This is a genomic window from Tychonema sp. LEGE 06208, from assembly GCF_015207505.1.
Taxonomy (GTDB): domain Bacteria; phylum Cyanobacteriota; class Cyanobacteriia; order Cyanobacteriales; family Microcoleaceae; genus Microcoleus.
Genome location: NZ_JADEWT010000003.1, coordinates 85,256 through 110,031, shown reverse-complemented (window position 1 = coordinate 110,031; position 24,776 = coordinate 85,256). Strand labels below are relative to the sequence as shown.

The window sequence follows — 24,776 nt, the reverse complement described above, 5'->3', positions numbered from 1 at the left end:
TAGATTATCAGGAAGTAGGCAGGATTTTTTTATCCCACTAACAAACTTTCCTCAGCATACTTAAAAGACCTGGGTTTTGGGTCGCCGAATGCAGCGCTCATCAGCAGCAGCACTCCAACCCGACCTATGTACATTGTAGCAATCAAAATCAACTTACCGATCGCTGAAAGCTTGGCTGTAATCCCTGTGGAAAGACCGACCGTGGCAAAAGCTGAAACTGCTTCATACAGCGCTGCGATAAATTCTACTTGGGGATTGGTCAGCTCGATTAAAATTGCAGATGTGAACGCGACCAACAGGGAACCGAAGACTACGCTAATGGTTTTCAGAATCATTGCTGGCGGGATTTGACGCTGATAGCACTCCACATCTTCCTGACCTTCGATAACTGCTGTGGTACAGCAAAACAATATCCTAAAAGTTGTGGTTTTGATTCCGCCGCCGGTACTGCCAGGACTGGCGCCGATAAACATCAGCGCGATAGTCAGAAATAGCGCGGCTTCGCTCATTTTGCCAATGTCAATTGTATTGAATCCCGCCGTGCGGGGAGTAACAGATTGAAACCAAGCTGCCATCACCTTTTGCGGAAAATTGAGAGGACCGAAAGTTGCTGGGTTGTTGTATTCCAGCACCAAAAAGGCTAGCGTTCCTAAAATTAAAAGAACGGCAGTTGTACTGGTAACGACTTTGAAATTTAGGGAAAAAACTGTGCAGATAGGGCTTTTGTTGAACCGATCTCGCACCCACAGGTACATTTCCATAATTACTTGATAGCCGATTCCCCCAAATATGATTAAACCGCCGACAGTGAAGTTAACAATAGGCGAATTGATGTAGCCGATCAAATTATCTGAGTAGAGGCTAAAGCCGGCGTTGTTAAAGGCATTAACGCTGTGAAATATGGCCGACCACACGCCCTCTTTAAATCCGTATTGGGGGACGAAAACCGACATCAGCAAAAACACTCCTGTTAATTCAAACAAAAGCGTTGTTGCTAGAATTGACTGCACGAGTTGTACTACGCCGGCTAGCCCGGATTTGTCGAGAGATTGTTGCAGGGCAATTTTGTCTTTCAAGCCAAAGCGGCGGCCCAATAACAGCAGCAAGAAAGTCGTGGCTGTCATGTAGCCCAAGCCTCCTATTTGCACCAGTAAAACTAGGCACAGTTGTCCCCAAAAAGAGTAATGTTTTCCGACATCCACAACCGACAAGCCTGTGACGCAAACAGCGGAAGTCGAGGTGAAGAGTGCTGTGATGGGATTGTTCCAAGTTCCATCGATTGTGGAAAAAGGCATCATCAGTAGTAGAGCACCTGCGGCGATGACGGCGAGAAAGCCCAAAGCAATGGTTCGCGAGACAGTCATTCGATTTTAGATTTTAGATTTTAGATTGTAGATTGTAGATTTTAGAGGGAATCGACAAATCGATTTGAGATTTGAGATTTTTCGATTTGAGAGGAAACCGACAAATCTATCCAGGGGTATAAATAAGGATATCTCGGTCTGGGGAATGCCGATCGACCGATCGCACCAAATCGCCACATTCCATGACAACATCGGGAAAATAACGGTAGAATTCCTTTAATAACTTGCGATCTGGCGATGACATCAACACTTTACCAGCAAATTCAGGAACTCTACGACGCTTCTAGCGGTTTGTGGGAACAGGTGTGGGGCGAACATATGCACCACGGTTACTACGGCGCGGATGGGAATTTGAAAAAAGAGCGCCGACAGGCTCAGATAGATTTGATCGAAGAATTGCTAGGCGAGGCTGGAGTACCGTCAGAGAAGGCACTCTGCGAACCTTACCGCATTTTAGATGTCGGTTGCGGAATCGGCGGTAGCACGCTTTATTTGACTCAAAAGTTTAGTTCGATCGCCCAAAATAATTTAAAGTCGGATGGTGAGGTCGATCGAGATTTTGGGCGATCGACCGCAGAAAACAAAACGGGCGCTAGCGTGATGGCCACCGGCATCACCCTGAGTCCGGTACAGGCCAACAGAGCGACTGAACGCGCTAAAATTGCAGGACTCGAAAGCAATGTTAACTTTTTAGTAGCAGATGCTTTGAATATGCCTTTTCCTGACGAGTCCTTCGACTTAGTTTGGTCCCTCGAAAGTGGCGAACATATGCCCGACAAAATTAAGTTTTTGCAGGAATGCTGTCGCGTGCTCAAGCCGGGAGGAACTTTGATGTTAGCAACTTGGTGTCACCGCCCGGTGGGAGAAACGGCGGGAGAATTAACTGATGCAGAGAGAAAGGAGTTGGCAGAAATTTACCGGGTTTATGCTTTACCTTACGTGATTTCTTTGCCGGAATATAAGGAAATTGTCCGCAGTTTGCCTTTTACAAATATTCGCAGCGCTGATTGGTCAAAAGCAGTTGCTCCGTTTTGGGATGTGGTGATCGATTCTGCTTTGACTCCGAACGCAATTTGGGGTTTGCTGACGAGCGGTTGGACGACGATTCAAGCTGCACTCGCTCTCGGATTGATGAGCCGGGGATATCAGAGCGGATTGATTCGTTTCGGACTGATTTGTGCTGTAAAATAAATCATTAGTCATTAGTCAGAAGTCATTAGTCAGAAGTCATTAGTCAGAAGTCATTAGTCATTAGTCATTAGTCATTAGTCATTAGTCATTAGTCATTAGTCATATCGTTTCCGCTTGCATCGGAATGATTGAACCTTATTAGTACACAGAGTACACAGAGTCCGAGAATATATATCTGAATCATTCCAATGCTACCGGATTTGATATCATTAGTCATTAGTCATTAGTCATTAGTCATTAGTCATTAGTTATTAGTCATTAGTTATTAGTCATTAGTGCTGTCCCCCCGCGATTTTTCCGTCCAACGTCATCAGGAAGAGGGAAGAAGGAAGAGGGTTTGGTCGATGATATTTCTGGCTGTAAGTTCAATTAAGTAAGGTGGATAATTTCCACTTTACTTAATATTATTTCTGGTGCGGTTGTGGGATTTATGGGCAACGATTCGATTGATAAGTCTTGGATTGATAAAGATAAAGATGGCTCGGCTCCGCAAAGCTGGGTGAGGGCATTTTGGGAGTTTTCTCGGCCGCATACGATTGTGGGGACTACGTTGAGCGTGCTGGCTTTGTACGCGATCGCCCAAAGCGCACAACTGTTTGTGAATCCTATATTTTTGCCCCTAGCTTGTGCTTGGTTGGCTTGCATTTGCGGCAATATTTATATTGTGGGATTGAACCAGTTAGAAGATGTGGAAATTGATAAAATCAATAAGCCGTATTTGCCGATCGCCTCTGGGGCCTTTTCTCAAAAAACAGGGGAATTAATTGTAGCTGTAACGGGAATTTTGGCAATTTTGACTGCTGTTTTGCAAGGGCCGTTTTTGCTGGCTACAGTTGGTGTTAGTTTGGCGATCGGGACTGCTTATTCTCTACCGCCAATTCGGCTGAAACGGTTTCCTTTTTGGGCGGCGCTGTGCATTTTTACGGTGCGGGGCGCGATCGTAAATCTAGGGTTATTTTTACACTTTAATTGGGTGTTGGGTTTGGGAAGGGCGAAAAGCGCTTTTTCGGGCTGGAGTTTGGATAGTGTGTCTTTTGCGATTCCTGCGGAAGTTTGGGTGCTGACGGTGTTTGTGGTGGTGTTTACTTTTGCGATCGCCATTTTCAAAGATATCCCCGATATGGAAGGCGACAAGCAATACAATATTACTACGTTTACGATTGAGCTGGGCAAGCCGGCAGTCTTTAATTTGTCTCGCTGGGTGTTGACAGTTTGCTATTTGGGCGCGACTGTGGCGGGAGTCATTGTTTTGTCTAATGTTAATTTAATATTTTTGGCAGTTTCTCATTTGACGGCTTTGGGTTTGATGTGGTTTTGGAGCGCGAAAGTTGATTTGGATGAGCAAAAAGAAATTGCGGATTTTTATCAGTTTATCTGGAAGTTGTTTTTCTTAGAATATCTGATTTTTCCAGCAGCTTGTTTGTTAGGGTAGAAGTCAGTAGTCAGTAGTCATTAGTCATTAGTTATTGGTTATTGGTTATTGGTTATTGGTTATTGGTTATTAGTTATTGGTTATTAGTTATTGGTCATCAGGAGGAAGGAGCATATAGAGTGTTTAAGAATGGTTTTTTAGAAGTGCGAAATTCCTGCTGGCTTGGATATTTTTCTGGTTTCTAGTAATATTCGGCACTTTGATGCGAAAGCTCTCTGCATAAATACTTCCAGGGAAGAAGAAAGGAAGGAATAGTTAACAAATTAGAATCAGTTGGTAATTACAAGTTAGCGAACTCCCAAACAACAAAGATAACTATGGCTTCTAAGAAAAAACTGCAAAAATCTGCCGTTAAACAGAGTGCTGAAGACTGTTTGAAAAGAGCTTGGGAACATCACCAAGCGGGGCGTTTGTTAGAAGCTGAAAATTTGTATCGGCAAATCGTAGAAGTCGAGCCGGATTCAGCAAACGTGCTTTGTTTGTTGGGAATAGCGCTGAGACAGCAGGGAAAAGTTGCTGAGGCGATCGACTTTTACGATCGCGCGATCGCCCAAAACCCCGATTTTGTAGAAGCACATTTAAATAAAGCCCATGTTTTGATGGATGTCGGCGCCACTCAAAGGGCGATCGCCAGTTACGAACAAGTTATCAAAATACAGCCAAATTCCGCACTCGCCTGCAATAAATTGGGCTGGCTCAAACAGCAATTAGGCGAAACAGACGCGGCAATTGTATATTACCAAGCAGCGCTTAAACTCGACCCAAACCTGGTTGAAGCCGCCCACAATTTAGGTAAAATCTTTACAGAAAAAAATCAATTCGACGATGCAGCGACCTGTTATTTGCACGCTTTAAAAATAAATCCTAAATTAACATATTCTCTGCTAGGATTGGGCAGAGTTTTGCAGCAACAAAATAAATTAACCGAAGCTCTCAACTGCTACCAGCAAGCTGTAGAAATAGAACCGCAAAATCCCGACGCGCAAAATAATATCGGAGCATTTTACCACGAACAAGGCAAGACAAAAGCAGCCCTAGACCACTACCGACAAGCATTAAGCTTCAAGCCTGACTTCGTGGATGCTATTAACAACCTCGGACACGCATTGGTAGATTTAGGCAATTTTCAAGAGGCTTTTTACTGTCACCGTCGAGCCTTAGAATTGCAGCCAGACAACGCCACCGCACACCTCGAATTTAGTTTAACTTTGCTGTTGTTCGGAGATTATCAGCGCGGTTTTGCTGAATACGAGTGGCGGTGGCGCACTTCGACACTACAACCGAGGCAATTTCTACAGCCGCTTTGGGATGGTTCGGATTTGCATTCTAAAACTATTTTACTGCACGTCGAGCAAGGCTTGGGCGATTCGATTCAGTTTATTCGCTACGCCCCGATTCTTCGCAGCCGAGGCGCTAAAGTCATCGTGGCTTGCTATCCAGAACTGATGCGGTTGTTTGCGACTGTTGCCGGCATTGAATATTTATCAGTTAGTTTTGAGGGTTTACCAGTATTTGACGTTCACGCACCGCTGATGAGTTTACCCAGAATTTTGGGGACAACTCTCGAAACAATACCCGCAAATATTCCTTATTTGACTCCGCCTGCTGAGTGCAAGTTTGCGCTGGCTTCTGATGCCAAATTTAAGGTGGGAATTGTGTGGGCGGGGAATCCAACCAGGCGGAAAGACAATCAGCGATCTTGCAGTTTGAGCGATTTTATTCCGTTGTTTGAAGTGGCGGGAATCGCTTTTTATAGTTTACAAAAAAACTTGTCCGAGAGCGATCGCACTTTGCTCAATCACCACTTGGTGCCGGATTTGAGCCCGCACCTGAACGACTTGGCTGATACGGCTTCTGCTATATCTCAACTGGATTTGGTGATTAGTGTCGATACTTCTGTCGCGCACTTGGCGGGTGCTTTGGGAAAACCGGTTTGGGTGCTGCTTTCTTTTGCTCCTGACTGGCGCTGGCTGCTGGATCGCGAAGACAATCCTTGGTACCCAACTGCTAGGCTTTTCCGCCAAAGTCAGCCGGAAAGTTGGGGAGAATTGTTTCAGGATGTGCAGGCTGCTTTAAGTTTGTTGGCGATCGCCAATTCTGCTGCTTATTCCGAGGATGATACTAAAAATTTGTCCATCGCAAAGACAGTCGATACTGCGGCGCTGGAAATCACAAACAATAGCTTGATTGAGGATAGCCAAAACATATTTTTGACAGCGGGCGAAGCGCTGGAAAATCGCTCCGCACTCAAGCAATTACCAGGGATTGAAACATCTATTACTAGCGCCAATAATCGGGAAAGTTTGGTTGTTTTAGAAGATTTGTTGCAGCAAGCAGAAAAGTTAATGGAAACCGGCGATAAACCAGAGGCAAAATCTCTTTATGAACGAATCATAATTCTCGATCCAAATTGCGTGCAAGCCCGGATTAATTATGGTTTTCTCAAACAAGAAAATGGCGAGTTAGATGCAGCCATTCCGCATTACCGAGAAGCTTTAGCCCTGGCTCCAAATATTCCTCAAACAGCTTACAATTTGGCAAAAATTCTTGAGGAACAAGGTCAAGTCGCAGAGGCGATCGCACATTACGAACAAGCCCTCGTCGCCGATCCTGATTTCGTTCCCGCACTGATAAATTTAGCGGTGGCGCTGCAAGAAAAGGGCGAACTTTTAGAGGCGGTTAACCTCTACCGGCGGGCGCTGGAAATTCAGCCGCACAGTTGGGAAGCTTACAACAATCTGGCAACTGTTTTGCAAGAACAAGGGAATTTAGAAGATGCCCTAGAATATTATCACAAAGCTCTCGAATTGCTGCCGGATTTTGTCGAAGCTATTAACAATTTAGGCAGGACTTTTCTGGAAAAAGGCGCGGTAGAAGAGGCGATCGCCTGCTACAAACGGGCGATTGTTTTGAGTCCAGATCATGCTAGCGCTCACCTGAATTTATCCTTGGCTTTGTTGTTGGCGGGAGATTTGGAAAATGGTCTGGCGGAATACGAGTGGCGCTGGAAAATTAATGAATTTAAAATCGGTCATTCCTGTTTTTTGACTGGGCCGGAAAATACAGTGGCGGCGAGAGAATACCGGCCGCTGTGGGATGGTTCCGATTTGCAGGGAAAAACTATTTTGCTGCACGCCGAACAAGGTTTGGGCGATTCGATTCAGTTTGTTCGCTACGCTGCGATTGTAAAAAATAAAGGCGGTAGGGTAATTGTTGGCTGTTATCCGCAATTGCAACGTTTGTTTGCAACGGTGGACGGGATTGATTTGCTAATAGTTAGAGGCGAGCCGCTGCCGGAATTTGACGTGCAAGTGCCGATGTTGAGTTTGCCCTATGTTCTGGGTACAACGCTCGAAACAATCCCGGCAAATACTGCTTATTTATCTGGGAATGCTGGTGCTGAATTTGGGCTTTTGCCCGATCGCAATTTGAAAGTTGGGATTGTCTGGGCGGGGAATCCCAAACACCGCAAAAATATGCAGCGTTCTTGCAGTTTAAGTCAGTTTCTGCCGCTTTTGGACGTTTCGGGGGTAAGTTTTTACAGCTTGCAGAAAGAGGTTTCCCAGGCCGATCGCGCGCTGTTGGATCGAACGTCAATCGTCGATTTGAGCCCGCATTTTGGGGATTTGGCCGATACTGCTGCTGCGATCGCCGAATTGGATTTAGTGATAGCCGTCGATACCGCTGTCGCCCATTTGGCGGGCGCTTTGGGCAAACCGGTGTGGATTTTGCTGGCGTTTTCGCCGGATTGGCGGTGGCTGCTGGAGCGCGAAGACAGTCCTTGGTATCCGACGGCGCGGCTGTTTCGCCAGCCCAGCAGGGGCGACTGGGCGTCGGTTTTCGCTCTGGTGGCGCAATCTCTGGGCCGTCTGGTTTCCGCAGCCTACGTGCCTTCGGCGGCGGCGGATGCAGAGTTTCGCGAGGGGCGAAATTTGCAGATGCAGCGCAATTTTGGCGGTGCGATCGAATGTTACGAGCGGGCGCTACGGATCGATCCAAATTACGCCGCCGCCCACAGCAATTTAGGCGTTGTCAAACAGCAAAGCGGGCGCTTGACAGAGGCGATCGCGCACTACAAAAAAGCGCTAGAAATCGACCGGAATTTGGCGGAAACTGCGAGCAATTTGGGCAGCGCCCTGGCGGAAGCAGGGGAAAATGCAGAGGCGATCGCACAATACCAGCGGGCGCTGTCTTTGAACCCGAATTGCGCCGAAGCGATGATTAATTTGGGGCTGCTGCGGGAAGAAGAAGGGAATGTGGATGATGCTGTAAGGCTTTACCAGCAAGCGATTCAAGTAAATCCTGATTGCGCGGCTGCTTATTTGAATTTGGGAATTGCTTTGGAGAAACAAGGGGAGGAAGCGGGCGCGGATTACGATCGCGCGATCGCAAATTACGAACGGGCGATCGCGATCGATCCCAATTATTTCGACGCTTTGCACAACTTAGCATACGCCTCGATCCGGCTGGGCCGAGTTGCAGATGCGATCGCCTATTACGAACGAGCTCTGGCGCTGCAACCCGATTTGGCAGCAACCGATCTGGCTTTTGGGAATTGGCTGTCAAACCAAGATCGGTTAGATGAGGCTCTAGCCTTTTGCCAGCAAGCGATTCAAAAATATCCAGCCAGTGCGGGCGCTCGCTGCAATCTGGCAATTGTCCTGCACAAACAAGGTAAAATTCAAGATGCGATCGCCTGCTATCAGGAAGCTTTGAGCCTGAAATCCGACTTTCCCGAAGCTTTGAACAATCTCGCTAAAGCTTTTGAGGAAGCGGGAAAAATGACGGAGGCGATGGATTGTTACAATCGGGCGATCGAACTCAAACCCGGTTATCTCAATTCCCTCAACGGTTTGGGAAACATTCTGCACCAAAGCGGACAATTTGCAGATGCTGTCACCTATTACGATCGAGCAGTTGAATTCAATATCGCCAACCCCGAATCTCACCTAAATTTAGCTTTAGCATTGCTGCTGGCGGGAGATTTTAAACGTGGTTTTACAGAATACGAATCGCGGCTGGTTGTTGAAAAAAAACAGTTCCCGCAATACAACTTTCTCCAGCCGATTTGGGACGGCAAAGATTTGGATGGAAAAACAATTTTACTTTGCCCGGAACAGGGTTTAGGCGATGCAATTCAATTTATCCGCTACGCAGAATTAGTCAAGCAAAAAGGCGGTCGGGTAATTGTTTGGTGTTTGCCGCACTTGCACCGATTGTTTGCAGGAGTTGCGGGAATCGATCAGTTGATAATTAGTCCAGAAGCAGCGCCGGATTTTCAAGTTCGCGCGCACCTCATGAGTTTGCCGCACCTCCTGGGAACAACCTTAGAAAATATACCCGCCCAGGTTCCTTATTTAGCTCCGCCTCCCGGCGGGGAATTTACTTTCAACCAAACTGCTAATTTGAAAGTAGGAATTGTCTGGTGTGGCAATACTAACAATTCACAAAATAAAGCGCGATCGTTTCCGCTCAATTTGTTCGCCAAAATATTAGATATTCCCGGAGCAGATTTTTACAGTTTGCAAAAGGAAGTGACAGCAGAAGAACGCGCTTTGTTAGAGCAAATGCCCGTTACAGATTTAAGTTCTTATTTGCACGACTTTGCCGATACAGCGGCTGCAATATCGGCTCTGGATTTAGTCATTTCTGTAGATACTTCTGTGGCGCACTTAGCCGGTGCTTTGGGCAAACCCCTGTGGATTTTGCTGTGTTTTGTGCCAGATTGGCGGTGGATGTTGGAACGGGAAGATAGCCCTTGGTATCCGACGGCGCGACTGTTTCGTCAGTCAACAGCGCAAGATTGGGAAGGAGTTTTAGAAGTGGTTGGTTTGGCGCTCCGAGAAAGAGTTGCTCAGCATCAGGAATCTCAACCAATAATAGAAACTCAGCTTAATTTTGACTTGGCTAAGCAACAGTTCGATTTGGGAAATCTGCTGAAGTCGCAAGGAAAATTTATTGAGGCGATCGCGTATTTTGAAAATGCTTTAGTTTTGCAGCCAAATTCGGTTGAAGTCACCACCAATTTAGCGGTGACACTGCACCAAACAGGCGATTTAGCAGGGGCTGCAACATATTATCAGCGCGCAATCGAAATCGACCCTAACTGCGCTCTATCCCAAAATAACTTTGGTATTTTGCTGCAAACTCAGGGCCGTATAGACGATGCTATATCTTGTTTCCAAAAGGCGATCGCCCTAAATCCCATTTACCTCAAAGCTCTCAACAATCTCGGCGCGATACTCCAGCAGCATGGCAATTTGTCAAGTGCGATCGCCTGTTTTAATCAAGCACTTTCCATCAATGCCAATTACGTGCCCGCTATCGTAAATTTGGGCGCAGCCATGCAAGCAACAAATCAGCTAGAAGAAGCTAAACGCCTTTATTGTCTGTCAATTGAGATAGAACCTGACAGCGCCGCAGCGCATTATCACCTGGGAAATCTATTCTTAGAAATGCACCAATTAGATCGAGCTTTGGTCAGCTTAGAAAAAGCCATAGCCTTACAGCCAAATTATGTAGAAGCGCTGAATAACTTAGGCACTGTTTTAGAAGCAAAGCACGAAGTAGACCGGGCAATTTCATGTTACAATAAAGCTATTAGTTTCGATGAAAATTGTGCTAAGGCTCACTTCAATTTATCCTTAGCGCTGTTATTAACAGGTGACTTGCTGCGCGGTTTTGCCGAGTACGAATGGCGCTGGCAAACCGAGCAATCAAAAAAAATACAGTGGTTGAATTTCGATCGGCCGATTTGGGACGGTTCAGATTTGCATTCTAAAACTATTTTGATTCGCTGCGAACAAGGTTTGGGTGACGCAATTCAGTTTGTGCGCTACGCGGCAATCGTGCAGCAAAAAGGCGGCAAAGTCATCCTTTCTTGCTATCAAGAACTCAAGCGTTTATTCAAGCAGATTCCTGGCATCGAACAAGTGGCGGTGCGGATCGACGAATTGTCCGATTTTCAAGTGCAAGTACCGCTGATGAGTTTGCCGCACATTCTGGGAACAACTTTAGAAAATATACCGGCAAATGTTCCTTATTTAGCAGCGCCACCGAATTGGCAATTTTCCCTAAACTCCGTGAAGCGCAGCTATCCCGTAGGGAATCGCAATTTCAAAGTGGGAATTGTGTGGGCGGGAAGTTCGGAACATTTGAAGGATTTTGTGCGATCGAGTTATTTAAGCTATTTTCTGAAATTGTTCGATATTCCAGGCGTAAGTTTTTACAGTCTTCAGAAAGAATTATCGGCGGGCGATCGTACTTTGTTGACTCAAACTTCCGCGATCGATTTGAGCGAAAATTTGAACGATTTTGCTGATACTGCGGCGGTGATATCGCAACTGGATTTAGTAATTTCTGTTGATACTGCTGTGGCGCATTTAGCCGGTGCTTTGGGCAAACCGGTATGGATTTTGCTGTGTTTTACGCCGGATTGGCGGTGGATGTTGCAGCGCGAAGATAGCCCTTGGTATCCGACGGCGCGGTTGTTTCGCCAGCAAAAACCGGGGGATTGGGATGGAGTGTGCGATCGGGTAAAAATAGCTTTGCAAGAGTTAACACAATCCTTGATTGCGAGGGAAACATCGCCATCGCCCAGTCTCGTCTCTGCCCAAAAACTGACAGCAGTTGATGTGGATTTTCACATAGCAAATGCTTTACGAAAACAAGGGAAACAAGCAGAAGCAGCCACTCGCTACGAGCAAGTAATTGTCGCCTCGCCCAACCACGCAGAAGCCCACAGTTATTTAGGTTATTTTAAGCAGGAAAACGGGCAAGTAGCCGAGGCTATTTTCCACTACAACAAAGCCCTAGAAATAAATCCCAATCTCAGCGAAACCAATTTATACTTGGGTTCCGCCCTCGAAGAACAGGGAAAAGTTGCAGAGGCGATCGAATTCTACAATAAAGCAATTCAACTATGTCCAGAATCACCAAATTGGCGTTTGAAACGAGCGTTAGCTTTGCTTTTAACTGGAAATTTTGAGCGCGGTTTTGCGGATTACGAATCGCGCTGGCAAACTCAAGAATTGGAACCCAGATATTTTGAGCAGCCGCTTTGGGACGGTTCACATTTGCAGGGAAAAACAATATTGTTGCACCCCGAACAAGGTTTGGGCGACACCATTCATTTTATCCGCTACGCATCTTTAGTTAAGCAAAAAGGTGGCAAAGTTGTTGTGGCTTGCCATCAATCGTTGAAGCGTTTGTTTGAAAAAGTTGCAGGGATAGATATTGTAGCAACAAAGCCGCAAGATTTGGTGGATTTTCAAGTACAAGCGCCGCTGATGAGTTTGCCCCTGATTCTGGGAACAACTTGGGAAAATCTGCCTGTAAATATTCCTTATTTAACAGTGCCAGAGGATTGTAAATTTTCCCTAGAACCAAACAATCAGCTAAAAGTAGGTATTGTGTGGGCTGGTGGGCCGCTGCACCGCAATAACAATGAGCGATCGTGTAAGTTGAGCAATTTTGTGAAGTTTTTAGATGTTCCGGGAGCGAGTTTTTACAGCATTCAAAAAGGTTTGTTGCCTAGCGATTACCTTTTATTAAATCAACAGCAAGTTAAAGATTTGAGCGAATATTGTGTTGATTTTGCCGACACGGCAGCGATTGTTTCCCAACTGGATTTAGTAATTTGCGTCGATACTGCTGTGGCGCATTTAGCCGGGGCGTTGGGGAAACCGGTGTGGATTTTGCTGTCTTTTATGCCCGATTGGCGGTGGATGCTCGATCGCGAAGACAGCCCTTGGTATCCCACTGTGCGGTTGTTTCGTCAGCAAAAACCGGGTGATTGGGATGGTGTGGGCGATCGGATAAAAGCAGCCCTAGAACAGCTAATTTATACTTCCCAAGGGCAGGAAATCAACACACCGCCCCTGCTAATTTCTCAAAATCTCCCACCAGAAACCCCGCCAAAAACAACAGGAATCGGCATCAGTTGGCCGCTCAGCATCACCAGCGGCTGGGGAATTTACGGCATGAATTTAACACTGCAACTGCTGCGAAATCCTGCCTGGGAAGTAGCACTTTTAGCACCGCCATCCATCACCTCAGAATCAATCAATCCGCTGCACAAATCGCTATTATTGCCTGCGATAGAAAAACAGAAAGATTTTCAAGAATTAGTAACCGCGAATTCTGACAAACAAATTGCTTGCAACTTTCCCGTACTTTACGGTTTGGGAAATAATTTAGTTTCGTCTGGAGTTGAAAATCAAATTACCAGCGCTTGTCAAGTAGGAGTCATCTTTTTTGAAGACACGCGAATCACAGTAGAAGCACTAGAAAAAGCCAAAAAATATAGCGTAATTGTCGCCGGTTCCAACTGGAATGCCGATGTTTTGCGAAGCTGCGGCTTGACGAATGTGGCGATGGTAAATCAAGGCATTGACCCGACAATTTTCCATCCTGCACCCAAATCTAATCTATTTGGCGATCGCTTCGTGATTTTTTCCGGTGGAAAACTAGAATATCGCAAAGGCCAAGACATTGTAATTGCCGCTTTCAAACAATTTCGCGCCCAACATCCAGAAGCGCTGTTGCTAACAGCTTGGCACAACTTTTGGCCTCAATATATGCTGGGAATTGAACAAACCGGAAACGTTGCGGGATTTCCGAATATCAACCGCGACGGAAGTTTAGGAATTTCCCAATGGTTAGCAGCCAACGGTTTGCCAGTTGACTCTTTTATCGACATCGGCTTAATTCCCAATCACCTCTCCGGACAAATTTTGCGAGAAGCCGACTGCGCTGTTTTCGCCAACCGCTGCGAAGGCGGCACTAATTTAGTCGCAATGGAAAGTATGGCCTGCGGAATTCCGACTATTTTATCAGCAAATACTGGTCATTTAGACTTGATTTACAGTAATATTTGCTATCCTTTATCCCATCAGGGACGAGTTAAACCGACAGCTCAATTTTCCGGTGTAGAAGGTTGGGGAGAGTCTGACATTGCAGAAGTAGTCGATGCTTTGGAGCAAGTTTATACTAATCACACAGAAGCAAAAAATCGCGGTTTAGCTGCCGCTAATTTTATGCTTGATTGGACTTGGGAAAAACAAGTTAAGCGTTTTTTGGATGTAATTGCTGATATGTAGACAACACTAAAGTCCTGACTACAAACTTTCGGAAAATTGTTCGTAGTAAAGACTTTAGTTTTTATAAAAAAGATTAATTTGCCCTTGAATCCAATAGTTTGTTAGCACTATTTACACTTTCAATATCGTATAGTTCTGGATTGTAAGAAACAATTTGTGCTACCAATTTATGATGGTATGGTTGAGCTTTTTGATTTCTAGAACCATGAACGTGACGATAATTAAGAACTATTTCTCTCGTTCCCCAAAAAGGAATACTATGTTTGTGACAATTAACCCAAAATTCCCAATCCTCATAACCTTCTTTCATCTCTGCTTTGTAACCGTTGACCAAATTCCAAACTGATTTGTGATACAATGAAGACGTGCAAATCATATTAGATTGTTTGATGTTTTTTGGTGAATATAAATCATAACTGGGTATGGTGTGATTTTCATTGCCGCCAAAAAGTTGATAAGAACCAAATGCTATGCAAGGTACTTGTGATTTTAGACATATTTCTAAAAGACAAATCAAGGCATTGGGAGCTAAAATATCATCGGCATCTAAGGGCATTATGTATTCGCCGTTGCCGGCCGATATGCCAGTATTTCTAGCTATTGATATCCCTTGATTAGCTTGTTCTATTAGCCTAATTTGATACTGGGGATTGGCTGCTATCAATTGTTTGGCGACTGTGCTAGTAGTATCTAAACTGCCATCATTGATAATGATTATTTCCCAATTTTTGTAAGTTTGGTTGATAACGCTAGTTACTGCTTGCGGTAAAAAATGAGATTGATTGTAACAGGGAATAATCACAGATATCAAAGGTTGACTTGCAAGCTGCGGCGAAGCTGCGACTTGCTTTACACTTTGTGGATGGTTTGAGTGTGAATTCTCGCTAGAATTTCTAGCCACTTGTAAGCTGTCAAAATAAATCTTTGGATGAACGATCGCCAATTGATTCAGATCGGTATTTTGATACTCATTTACTAATTTTGGATATCTCGATAAGTGTTCTTCTTTCACAAAAACTAAGATATTCTGAGCATACCAAGGCTCGACTTTTTCATTGTTCCATATTTTTTTTCTCAAGCAGTCAATAACTGCAAAACCGTTTTTCTGAAAGTAATAAGCCCAATATTGCGGCCACTGTTCGTTAACGTGTTCGACACCGCCTTGAAATGGTATTGCCGCCGAAAACAGAATTATCGGTGCTAGTTTAGTTAGAGAATTAACCAAGTTTTCTGCACAGGTACTGGGTAAGTGTTCCGCAACTTCCAGAGAAATTGCCAAGTCAAATTTTCTTTCTACTTGCAGCGGTTGCTTTAAGTCGTAAGACTTGAACTGATTTAAGGGAATTTCTAACAGAGTGCGATCGACATAATCGCCATCTATTCCCAAACAGTCAGCAATTCCCAACTTTTGACAAGTGGCTAACCAGCTTCCCGTACCGCAACCAACATCTACAACACTTTGTGGCTTGACTGGTTGCATCAATTCTAACAATAAAGCAATAATTTCTTGAGCTGAACTACGAGTACCTTGTCCGATTAATTCGTAAAAACTTCTTGTATAAAATGACGGTTGATTTTGAATAATTTCGGTGGAGATTTGAGAATTGCCACTAACATCATAGCCTTGCAAATGTGCTGGCAACTCCCAGGAAATATTGGGATCTGGTTGATGTTTTGCAGGCTCGACATTGCCCCGCCAAGCAGCACCCATAATTTGCATTGTTTGATAAATTAGAGTATGCCATCCCTTTTGTTTCAAGTAATCTAAACCTTTAGCCACATCGGGAGCAGCTAAGTCATGAAATAAAATTATTGCATCTTTTTCTGCCAATTTTTCGCAAGCAATTGCATCATTTAATGGCCCATCACCTCCGTGTTCTCCGTCAATAAAAATTAACGACCATTGGCGGTTGAATTGAGTGGCAAATTCTTCTACTCGTTGGGGGCTGTAACCGGGTATTAGCTCGACGGTAGTTTGAACTCCCGACGCATTGAGAGCTCCTTGAATTGAATCTATGACGCTTTGTCTGATGTCGTCTCTTTCTAACAGCGGATCGACGACATCTAATTCAACTCCTGCTAGGGCTAAATGACAGGCAGACCATCCCAGCCAGCAACCTATTTCTAAAGCTTTTTTACCCGAAAATTGCAGGGCTGTATTGTAAAGGATGTGTGCTTCGTCGCGATTCAAAAATCCGATGAATGGATAGCGCTTGTCTGCATACCAATTATGCGGAATTTCCCGGCGTAAATAAGGCCAGTCACTCGTATTTGGATCGGTCAAAATCATATTAGGGAAATAGCAGTCTGGTCTAATTATTTGGAAACCTGGGGAGACGTAATCGGCGCGATGTAATACATTATTTGTGCTGATTACAGGTGGTTTTTCTGTCATTTTTTGCTGTTTTTTAGATTGGTAACGGACGCTGATTTCCAGTAGGTCGCCGTCAGTTGCAGTCAATTGTACTCGGTCAAACTGCTGGCGTCCCGCTAAATGCAAAATGCCGATCGCCCCGTGCGGCAAGTACGGCTCCACAAAACAGGCTCGCTGCTTGTCCCAGACGGGCAAACCGTTGAATATCCAATTGCACCAAGCTGGCAGCATTTCAGTGAGATTGAACAATTCGCCACTGTAAACAGCGAGGTTGAGGGCAAATTGATCTGTCATGACACAGCCGGATTTTTGCAATCCTTGATGGAGTTTATCAGCCCAGGCTTCCCAGTGTAAAGCATCTTTTCGTAGTGCAAAAACTCCGGCATTTAATATCGGATAACTGTAGAATTTCTTAGCAATTTTTTCACCAAAGTTAGCTTCATATTGTTGATAAACCCACGACCAAAATTGAGGAAGTTGTCCGTACTGCTGCAAGCTCGCCCTGTGAACTTCGGGAACAATTGCCAGTCCCCGGCGCGAGGCTCCTTCAACTAACAAATTAATTGCTCTCCAGTCTTGAACCCAAGCATCCGCATCTATCCAAAGGTATATATCAAAATTGGGAAAGTATTTTCGCAAACAAGGTCTAACTAATAATCCTTTTAAATGTTCTGGAGCTTCATTTCTGCCGGGAAAGTCAAAGTCCCAATCGGGTTTTTTAATGATATTAACTTGTGTTTCCAGCCACTGCAACTGTTGGGAAGTGCAGCCGAGATCGAAAAAGCCGATCGCAATATTTGCACCCTCTGGTTTTTCCCGCACCGATAAAATAGTGCCTCGCACCAGCTCAAAGTAATTTGCATCGGCGGCCGTGATGATGATAATCTGCATAAATATAGGATTTTTGGTTAGGAATTAGCCAAACAGGGAATTGGGCATTGGTCAAACAGGGCATTGGGCATTAGTTATTTGTTATTTGTTATTTGTTATTTGATGGTTGCTCCTTCTTCCTTCTTCCTTTTTCCTGATAACGTTGGACGGAAAGCTCGGGGAGGACAGCAAAACATGACTAATGACTACCCTTCGACTTCGCGAGCGGGCAAGATGACTAATGACTAATGACTAATGACTAATGACTAATGACTAATGACTAATGACTTAAATTATACTATCGAGGATGACTTATGAAAAACCCAAAAGGAAAAGTTTATCTAGTCGGCGCGGGGCCCGGAGATTGTGACTTGATGACAGTGCGATCGCACAAACTGCTATCCCAAGCCGAAGTTTTAATTTATGACGCTCTCATCGACATCCCACAACTCGAATTAATCCCCGTAACTTGTCGGAAAATCGAAGTTGGGAAACGTGGCGGAAAACCTTCCACCCAGCAGCAAGAAATCAACCGCTTGCTGGTAGAACAGTGCAAGTTAGGCAAACAAGTAGTGCGCCTCAAAAGCGGCGATCCGTTTATTTTTGGTCGCTCTAGTTCCGAAATTCAAGCATTGATAACAGCAGGCTGCGAGTTTGAAGTAGTACCCGGAATTTCATCAGTATTAGCCGCCCCTTTACTAGCAGGCATTCCCCTCACAGATCCGGTGATGAGCCGCTGTTTTGCAGTGATGAGCGCCCACGAACCGGATGCTCTAGAATGGGAAGCATTAGTGCGGATTGAAACTTTGGTAATATTGATGGGAGGGCGCAATTTAAGCGAGATAATTTGGCAATTGCAAAAACACGGGCGATCGCCCGAAACACCGATCGCCATTATCCGAGATTGCAGCCGCCCCGAACAGAAAATTTGGATCGGCACTCTGTTCAACATCGTACAGCAAACAGCAGGTCAATCTCTATCGCCTTGCGCGATCGTCATTGGAGAAGTAGTCAGATTGCGCGAATATTTAATCGGATCGGAAAACACAAACATGAGCGTTAAACCAGTCATTTCTAACAACAGCCAGCCGCTAGCCGGAAAAACGATTTTAGTCACCCGCGCAGCTTCCCAGTCAGGTCAATTTAGCGATCGACTCCAGCAACTAGGAGCCCGCGCGATCGAAATGCCCGCCTTGGTAATTGGTGCGCCGTCTACTTGGGAACCATTAGACAGGGCGATCGCACAATTGTCAAGCTTTCATTGGTTAATTCTCACATCCCACAACGCTGTAGACTGGTTTTTTGAAAGATTGCAAGCAAAAGGCAAAGACGCGCGCAGCTTGTCTGGCATTAAAATCGCAGTAGTAGGCAAAAAAACAGCAGAAAGTTTGCGATCGCACTCTCTACAACCAGACTTTATTCCCCCCAACTTCGTCGCCGACTCTCTAGTCGAAAACTTCCCCGATAACTTGCAAAACTGCAAGATTCTATTTCCCAGAGTAGAAAGCGGCGGGAGAGAAGTTTTAGTCAAAGAATTCACCGCCAAAGGAGCGCAAGTAATCGAAGTACCAGCTTACCAATCTTGCTGTCCCGAAACAATCGCTCCGATCGCCCTAGCCGCACTTCAAAATAAAGCAGTAAATATCATAACCTTTGCCAGTTCCAAAACCGTGCATAACTTTTGCAATCTCATAGAAAAAAAACCAGAATTGTCTTTATCTGAGGATTGGTTAGAAAATGTTTGCATCGCCTCGATCGGGCCCGAAACGTCCAAAAGCTGCCTAAAATTATTGGGTAAAGTAGACGTAGAAGCCACAGAATATACGTTAGACGGGCTGACTGAGGCGATCGTCCAATGGGCCACAAAATATCAAACTTTGTAAGTTTACTCTAACCTGCAGTCGGCGGAGGCAGACTTCGTTTGTATAGACGCGGTTTCAACCGCCGAGTTTTACTCAGCCATTGATTATCTAATCTGCGGGTTGTAAAATAATAAAATAACTAGGAGGAAACATGAGCGCAAAAGACCAACTTCTTCAAGAACTAGACCAAGTACCAGAACCCATGTTGAAAGAAGTTCTGGATTTTGTACTAGCCCTCAAGGCAAAACACCCTGTAAAGTCAGAAAAAAGTGATGTTTGGAATGCTTACTTAGCATCTAAAAAAGAACGAGAGGAGGTTTACCGTCGTCTTGCAAACTCCTAGATTTATCTCGATAGATGAAGTCCTAGAACTTCATGAAGACCAAATTTCTAGCTTTGGTGGCACTTCCGGGGTTAGAGATGAAGGCTTGTTAGAGTCAGCTTTGGCTCAACCTCAAGCAACTTTTGGCGGTCAACTTTTGCATCCAACAATTAGCGAACAAGCTGCCGCCTATCTCTACCATCTAGCGATGAATCATCCATTTATGGACGGCAATAAGAGAACGGCTTTTGCTGTGGCAGATACCTTTTTGCGATTGAATGGTTGCGCTCTAAATTTAACGGACGATCGAGCATATAATTTAGTCATGCAAGTCGCACGGGGAACGATGACGAAAGAAGAACTAAGCACTGAGTTTGAGTCATGTATTGTTGCGTTTTAATAAGTAGGATGGGCATCGTGCGCCAGCTAGCATCTGTAGGAAAACGGCAATGTCGTGTCCGGGGCCGAAATCGGGGAATTGCGGAACAAAAAAGCGAGTAAAATTATCACTAAAGAACAAAGCCGATCGCACGAGCGTCAACCCACTAATCCAACTAAAAACAAAAAAACAAAAATCGCCAACCGCCACCAACTCCCGCTACCCAACTACAAAATCCCCATACCATGAATAAATATTTTTCTCGTTTCGACACCTTAAACAGCGTGCTAGCAGGAACTACCGCAGCCTTAACCATAGTCATCAGCCAGCCCGCGATCGCCAAAACAGCCCAAGAAGTCGCCAACATTGCCGGGCCGCTGACAGTACAAATTAACAGTTCCCTAGGAGACGGTTCAGGCGTAATCATTGCCAAAACAGGCAAAACTTACACAGTTTTAACAGTCAACCACGTTGTAGAAAAAGCAGACGTGAAATATACCGTTCGCACCTCGATCGGCAAAAACTATCAAGCAACCGCAGTTACCCGCTTGCAAACAGCAGCAACAGATCCAGATTTAGCAGTAGTCAAATTTGAAAGTCCCGAAGAATATCCAGTCGCGACGATCGCAGATTCCGATCTAGCCGTCATCGGCAGTCAAATCTACGTTTACGGCTATCCCGCTACGGGCGGACTGTTCGGTGCAGAAAGAGAACCAGAACTCTCTCCCGGACTCGTGACCAGCCGCCCGCACAACCGCCCCGAAGGTTACAATTTGCGGTATCAGGCAGTAACTTGGAGCGGTATGAGCGGCGGGCCAGTTTTCGACTCCGAAGGCCGAGTCATCGGTTTACACGGACAAGGCGAATTCGGTTTTGCCCAAACCAGTTCCGGCGAAGTCGCCCCGATCAAAACCGGATTTAATGCAGCAGTTCCCATCAATACATTTATCGCCAAGTTAGTGGCGGCGGGAATGAACAAATCTGAGTTGAAAGTAGACAATACTCCCGCAACTATCGGCCCGGTATCTACCTCCAATCCGCAAGATGCCCAAGCCTATTATTTTCGAGGACTTTCGCGGTTAGATCAAGGAGATGCTTGGGAGGCGATCGCCGATTTCAACAGAGCACTGGCTTTCAAGCCAAAATATACCCCAGAATTGTATTTTAATATCGGTAACGCCCGCACTTTCATCACTGCAGACTTGCCCGATCTCGATCCCACTCGCGGTTCCACTGCTATTCAAGCATACACGCAGGCGATCGCAGCCAATCCCGGTTTTGCCGACGCATACTACAACCGAGCTTTAGCTTACCTGGAAACAGAAGACAAACCAAAAGCAATTGCCGACTTTCAAAAAGCAGCAGAACTTTACAAACAAGGCGGGAGAACAAGTGCGTATCAAGACGCGCTCAACAGAATCAAACAATTGCAGTAGAATTAGAAGTTAAGAATTAAAAAATCAAAATGAATAAGTCCATTTTGATTTTTTAATTTCTATATTCATATAGCAGTTTTCAAAAAAGTGAGGTATGCCCTATGCCTTAGGCCCGGTTTGGCCGGTTTGGCCGGTTTGGCCTATCCCGGATAGTATCTCATATGAGAACACAGAAAGGCTATATAATTTATCAAAACAGCAGGTAAATAATCATGACTGCTATCACCTTAAACCTCAACTCCATAATTAAACTAACTTCCGAACAGTTCTACCAACTGTGCGAATCAAACCCCGATTTAAAATTAGAACGCAGCGCCAACGGAGAATTAATCGCCATGCCACCAACCGGAGGAGAAACAGGCAAACGCAACTCAAAACTTAACTTACAGGTGGGAATTTGGAACGAACAAACGGAACTTGGCGAAGTGTTTGATTCCTCCACAGGATTTACCCTGCCCAATAAAGCCGATCGCTCTCCCGATGCTTCTTGGGTAGAAAAATCTCGCTGGCAAGCTTTAACACCCGAACAAAGAGAAAAATTAATCCCGCTTTGTCCCGATTTTGTCATTGAATTAGTCTCGCCTAGCGACAGCTTGAAAAAGACTCAAGAAAAAATGCAAGAATATATAGAAAACGGCTGCCGTTTGGGTTGGTTGATTAACCGCAAAAAACGGGAAGTTGAAATTTACCGCCTCGGTAGAAGCGTAGAAATATTGCAATCTCCTCAAACCCTTTCTGGGGAAGATGTTTTGCCGGGTTTTGTTCTCAATTTGCCAAAGATTTGGAATTAGTATAATTTAACGATCGAGCATAAAGATGAGGTATCAATCGATAGAGCCATCAATCCCTCAATCCCCCAATCTAAAATCTAAAACTTGTACGATCGCAACTTGTGAGCCAGCGTCTTGCCCCCCGAGCGAAGTCGAAGGGAGTCGAAGGAAGTCGAAGTATCTAAAACCTAAACCTATACCTCCCCTTTTTGAGAAAGGCTATATGCACCACTACCGTATTTTTTTTTTCAGAGCACTACCAGCGAGCACTATCCATGCCAAACACAGATGCTCTCCCGCGAATCGCTTGCAGACAGCGAGGGAAGGTAACACCACTCTGGTAGCGCATCCCGTCAAACTGTCAAGAATCACCGGCGTCAAAGTCCGGCCAGCAGTCAATCACCCAAGAATGCTTCGCAGGAATGACTCAGAAGTGTCAAAATTAAGATAGGTATGCCAGAAACAGGGGAAAAGAAATCTAGCCTGTAATGGCCCCAAAGGCAACATTGATTCCTCGCTTGTCACGCTTGCAGGTGGTCGCCGACGGTTCGTCGCATTTAATCTCAACAGTAATTATGAAAGATCTCACTCTTTATCGAAATATCGGCATCTTCGCCCACGTAGATGCTGGCAAGACCACCACAACTGAAAGAATCCTGAAACTGACAGGCAAAATCCACAAAACAGGTGAAGTTCACGAAGGCGCGGCGACGACTGACTTCATGGAACAGGAACAAGAGCGCGGTATTACGATTCAATCCGCTGCTACCACTTGCTTCTGGAACAATCATCAGCTCAACGTCATTGATACCCCCGGACACGTGGATTTCACGATCGAGGTTTACCGTTCCCTGAAAGTGCTCGATGGTGGCATCGGTGTATTCTGCGGTTCCGGTGGAGTTGAACCGCAATCGGAAACAAACTGGCGCTACGCTAACGATTCCAAAGTCGCTCGCATCGTCTACATCAACAAGCTCGATCGCACAGGTGCAGATTTTTATCGCGTTGTCAACCAAGTCGATAAAGTCCTCGCAGCTAAACCGTTGGTAATGGTTTTGCCGATCGGCATTGAAGAAAAATTTTGTGGCGTAGTCGATTTGCTGACCCGCAAGGCATGGATCTGGGATAACTCCGGCGATCCGCTGAACTACACAATCGAGGAAGTTCCCGCCGATATGGTCGATGATGTCGAGAAATATCGCGAACAGTTAATCGAACTCGCCGTCGAGCAGGACGATAACGTGATGGAACAGTACCTCGAAGGAAACGAGCCGAGTATCGAAGACCTGAAACGGTGCATCCGCAAAGGAACTCGCGACTTGGCATTTTTCCCGACCTACTGCGGCTCGTCCTTTAAAAATAAGGCAGTGCAGTTGGTACTCGATGCAGTCGTAGACTACCTGCCAAACCCGATGGAAGTCAGCCCGCAGCCTGAAGTAGACCTTGAGGGCGAGGAAACAGGCAATTTCGCGATCGTCGATCCAGACAGACCCCTGCGCGCCCTAGCATTTAAGATTATGGACGATCGCTTCGGGACTCTAACCTTCACGCGGTTGTACTCCGGTAAAATATCGAAAGGCGACACCGTACTCAACACCGCCACAGGCAAAACCGAGCGCATCAGCCGTTTGGTAGAAATGCACGCCAACTCTCGCGAAGAAATTGAGTCCGCTCAAGCAGGCGACATTATAGCCATTGTGGGCATGAAAAACGTCCGCACCGGACACACCCTCTGCGATCCCAAAAATCCCGCAACTCTAGAGCCAATGGTTTTCCCAGAACCAGTCATCTCGATTTCGGTCAAACCGAAACTCAAAGGAGGCGAAGAAAAGATGGGAGCCGCGATCACAAAGATGGTACAAGAAGACCCATCCTTCCACATGGTGACAGACGAAGAAAGTGGCGAAATCATCCTCAAGGGCATGGGCGAACTGCACCTCGACATCAAAGTGGACATTTTGAGGCGCACCTACGGAGTCGATGTAGAAGTTGGCGAACCGCAGGTAGCCTACCGCGAGTCAATTACCAAGCGCCTCGAAGACGATTACACCCACAAAAAGCAATCAGGTGGTTCAGGTCAATTCGCCAAAATCGGCTATATCGTCGAGCCTGGTGAGCCTGGAAGCGGCTTTGTGTTCGAGTCAAAAGTAACTGGTGGTAGCGTACCGAGAGAGTATTGGCCAGCCGTGCAAAAAGGCTTCCAAAGCTGCATCGATGTGGGTGTCTTGGCTGGTTTCCCCTGCTTAGACTTGAAATTCACCTTGCTTGATGGAGGTTTCCACCCGGTTGACTCTTCAGCAATGGCCTTTGAAATTGCTGCAAAAGCCGCCTACCGCCAATCGGTTCCCAAAGCTGGGCCTCAGTTGCTCGAACCGATTATGAATGTCGATGTTTTCACTCCAGACGATCACATGGGCGATGTCATCGGCGACCTCAACCGCCGCCGGGGGATGATGAAATCTCAGGAAACAAGCCAAACAGGAGCGCGGATTAAGGCCGACGTGCCCTTGAGTGAAATGTTTGGTTATATTGGCGATTTGCGTACCATGACCTCTGGCCGCGGTCAGTTTTCCATGTCCTTCTCGCACTATGCTCCTTGTCCCAGCAACATTGCTGAGGAAGTGATCAAGGAAGCCAAAGAGCGTCAAGCCGCGAAGTAGTGTATTAAGTGCGATC

General features: G+C 45.6%; 13 protein-coding genes. 10 read left to right on the top strand and 3 right to left on the bottom strand.

Annotation, left to right across the window (positions count from 1 at the left end; genetic code table 11):
- Window positions 1-29: 29 nt before the first annotated feature.
- Both IQ263_RS01670 and IQ263_RS01665 read right to left on the bottom strand, forming a co-directional pair.
- Window positions 30-1,364 carry a TrkH family potassium uptake protein gene (locus IQ263_RS01670; RefSeq protein WP_194065879.1) on the bottom strand — a complete coding sequence of 445 codons (1,335 nt, stop codon included), beginning with the start codon at window positions 1,362-1,364 and terminating at the stop codon, window positions 30-32.
- A gap of 106 nt (window positions 1,365-1,470) precedes the next feature.
- Window positions 1,471-1,608 carry a hypothetical protein gene (locus IQ263_RS01665; RefSeq protein ID WP_194065878.1) on the bottom strand — a complete coding sequence of 46 codons (138 nt, stop codon included), beginning with the start codon at window positions 1,606-1,608 and terminating at the stop codon, window positions 1,471-1,473.
- Here IQ263_RS01665 and IQ263_RS01660 point away from each other — a divergent pair.
- The 3 genes from IQ263_RS01660 to IQ263_RS01650 all read left to right on the top strand — a co-directional run bounded on the left by IQ263_RS01660 (window position 1,602) and on the right by IQ263_RS01650 (window position 14,087).
- Window positions 1,602-2,555 carry a methyltransferase domain-containing protein gene (locus IQ263_RS01660; RefSeq protein ID WP_194065877.1) on the top strand — a complete coding sequence of 318 codons (954 nt, stop codon included), beginning with the start codon at window positions 1,602-1,604 and terminating at the stop codon, window positions 2,553-2,555. The genes IQ263_RS01665 and IQ263_RS01660 overlap by 7 nt on opposite strands.
- A 430-nt stretch (window positions 2,556-2,985) precedes the next feature.
- Complete coding sequence (locus tag IQ263_RS01655) at window positions 2,986-3,987, top strand: homogentisate phytyltransferase (RefSeq protein ID WP_228049713.1); 1,002 nt, start codon at window positions 2,986-2,988, stop codon at window positions 3,985-3,987.
- 317 nt (window positions 3,988-4,304) lie between these two features.
- The gene (locus IQ263_RS01650) at window positions 4,305-14,087 is read left to right on the top strand and encodes a tetratricopeptide repeat protein (protein ID WP_194065876.1); all 9,783 of its coding nucleotides are present in this window, start codon (window positions 4,305-4,307) and stop codon (window positions 14,085-14,087) included.
- 73 nt (window positions 14,088-14,160) lie between these two features.
- Here IQ263_RS01650 and IQ263_RS01645 read toward each other — a convergent pair whose 3' ends face one another.
- Window positions 14,161-17,352 (bottom strand): glycosyltransferase, encoded by a 3,192-nt coding sequence (locus IQ263_RS01645; RefSeq protein WP_194065875.1) that lies wholly within the window; start codon window positions 17,350-17,352, stop codon window positions 14,161-14,163.
- A 293-nt stretch (window positions 17,353-17,645) separates the two neighbouring features.
- On the opposite strand from IQ263_RS01645, the gene cobA reads away from it, so the two are divergent.
- The 7 genes from cobA (at window position 17,646) to fusA (ending at window position 24,760) form a co-directional block, all read left to right on the top strand.
- Window positions 17,646-19,214: a uroporphyrinogen-III C-methyltransferase gene (gene cobA, locus IQ263_RS01640; RefSeq protein ID WP_194065874.1), complete on the top strand. Its 1,569-nt coding sequence runs from the start codon at window positions 17,646-17,648 to the stop codon at window positions 19,212-19,214.
- A gap of 130 nt (window positions 19,215-19,344) precedes the next feature.
- Window positions 19,345-19,536 (top strand): DUF2281 domain-containing protein, encoded by a 192-nt coding sequence (locus IQ263_RS01635; RefSeq protein WP_194065873.1) that lies wholly within the window; start codon window positions 19,345-19,347, stop codon window positions 19,534-19,536.
- Window positions 19,523-19,915, top strand: a complete 393-nt coding sequence (locus IQ263_RS01630) for a type II toxin-antitoxin system death-on-curing family toxin (protein ID WP_194065872.1) — start codon at window positions 19,523-19,525, stop codon at window positions 19,913-19,915. Before IQ263_RS01635 ends, IQ263_RS01630 begins: the two co-directional genes overlap by 14 nt.
- 54 nt (window positions 19,916-19,969) lie before the next feature.
- On the top strand, window positions 19,970-20,143 hold the full coding sequence (locus IQ263_RS01625) for a hypothetical protein (protein WP_194065871.1): 174 nt from the start codon (window positions 19,970-19,972) through the stop codon (window positions 20,141-20,143).
- Entirely contained in the window at window positions 20,140-21,330 is a 1,191-nt protein-coding gene (locus tag IQ263_RS01620) for a tetratricopeptide repeat-containing S1 family peptidase (RefSeq protein ID WP_194065870.1), read from the top strand. Before IQ263_RS01625 ends, IQ263_RS01620 begins: the two co-directional genes overlap by 4 nt.
- A gap of 212 nt (window positions 21,331-21,542) precedes the next feature.
- Window positions 21,543-22,121, top strand: a complete 579-nt coding sequence (locus IQ263_RS01615; protein WP_194065868.1) for a Uma2 family endonuclease — start codon at window positions 21,543-21,545, stop codon at window positions 22,119-22,121.
- A gap of 554 nt (window positions 22,122-22,675) precedes the next feature.
- Entirely contained in the window at window positions 22,676-24,760 is a 2,085-nt protein-coding gene (gene fusA / locus IQ263_RS01610; RefSeq protein WP_194065866.1) for an elongation factor G, read from the top strand.
- Window positions 24,761-24,776 lie beyond the last annotated feature (16 nt).